Below are 1,187 nucleotides of genomic sequence, written 5' to 3'. Positions count from 1 at the left end.
TTGATTTGGTGGCTGCGGCGCGCGCGGCGGGCCGCGCGCATAGCATCTGATTCGGGTCGGGGCGGCGCTGCGTGCCGCCATGCGGTCATCGCGCTTCGCGCGATGGCGTTGGCCTCCGGCATCGGACGGGCAAAGGCGGGCGTCGCTTGTCCCTAGCCCCGCCTCGGCGTCCTGCAACCCCGGCTGCGCCGAGGTCCTCCATGTCCATTGCGGCCCTGCGGGTGCAGGCCGCCGCTCCCGGCGGCGCTGATGGACCGCTCCTGCCACCCGCCTTCGCCCTTCCGGCGCCGGTTGCGGTGTGAAGAAGGAGTAAGGAACATGGGTAATACCGAGCGTCAGAGCATTTATGGCGAAGTCACCTCCCGGATCATCGCGGAACTGGAGGCGGGGCATCTTCCCTGGGTGAAGCCATGGGACAGCAGCGTCTGTCCCTGCACCATGCCGCAAAATGCCGTTACCGGGCGGCGCTACTCGGGCATCAACATCCTGATCCTGTGGGCCACCGTGATCGAGCGCGGCTTTACCGGTCAGCGCTGGCTGACCTATCGGCAAGCCGAGGCGGCGGGCGGCCATGTCCGCAAGGGCGAGAAGGGGAGCGTCATCTGCTATGCGGATCGGTTCATTCCCAAGGCCGAGGAAGAGTGCGCGGGCCAAGAGGATCGCGAGGCCAGGACGATTGCGTTCCTCAAGCGCTTTACCGTCTTCAACGTCGACCAGTGCGAGGGGCTGCCCGAAGAGCTGTCCCATGTGCCTGAGCTGCCTGGGCCACAGGTGTCGATCGCGGAAGCTGACAGCCTGATCCGTAACAGCGGCGCGGACTTCCGCGTCGGCGGCGGCGAGGCTTATTATTCTCCGTCCGGTGATTATGTCGCGGTGCCGCCTCAGACGGCTTTCCATGAGCCGATCAACTGGTTTCGCACGGCACTTCACGAGATGGGGCATTGGACGGGCCATCGCAGCCGGTTGGCGCGCGATCAGTCGGGCGGGTTCGGCACAGCGCTCTATGCAAAAGAGGAACTGGTTGCCGAGATGGCCAGCGCTTTTACCTGCGCGTCGCTGGGGATCGTGCCCACCGTCCGGCATAGCGACTATATCGGCTCCTGGCTTGCCGTCCTGCGCGAGGATGAGCGGGCGATCTTCAAGGCGGCAAGCGCGGCCAGCAAGGCGGCCGATTATCTGCTGGGCAT

At 65.8% G+C, this 1,187-nt stretch carries 1 protein-coding gene; it reads left to right on the top strand.

All coding sequences use genetic code 11. The features are described 5' to 3' along the window. Positions 1-318: 318 nt before the first annotated feature. On the top strand, positions 319-1,187 hold an 869-nt coding region (locus tag A0U87_RS02775; protein WP_137405202.1), incomplete at its 3' end, for a zincin-like metallopeptidase domain-containing protein.

This window comes from Sphingobium sp. MP9-4 (assembly GCF_005281675.1).
In the GTDB taxonomy this organism is placed as follows: Bacteria; Pseudomonadota; Alphaproteobacteria; order Sphingomonadales; family Sphingomonadaceae; genus Sphingobium; species Sphingobium yanoikuyae.
This window is presented reverse-complemented; position numbering and strand designations above follow the sequence as displayed.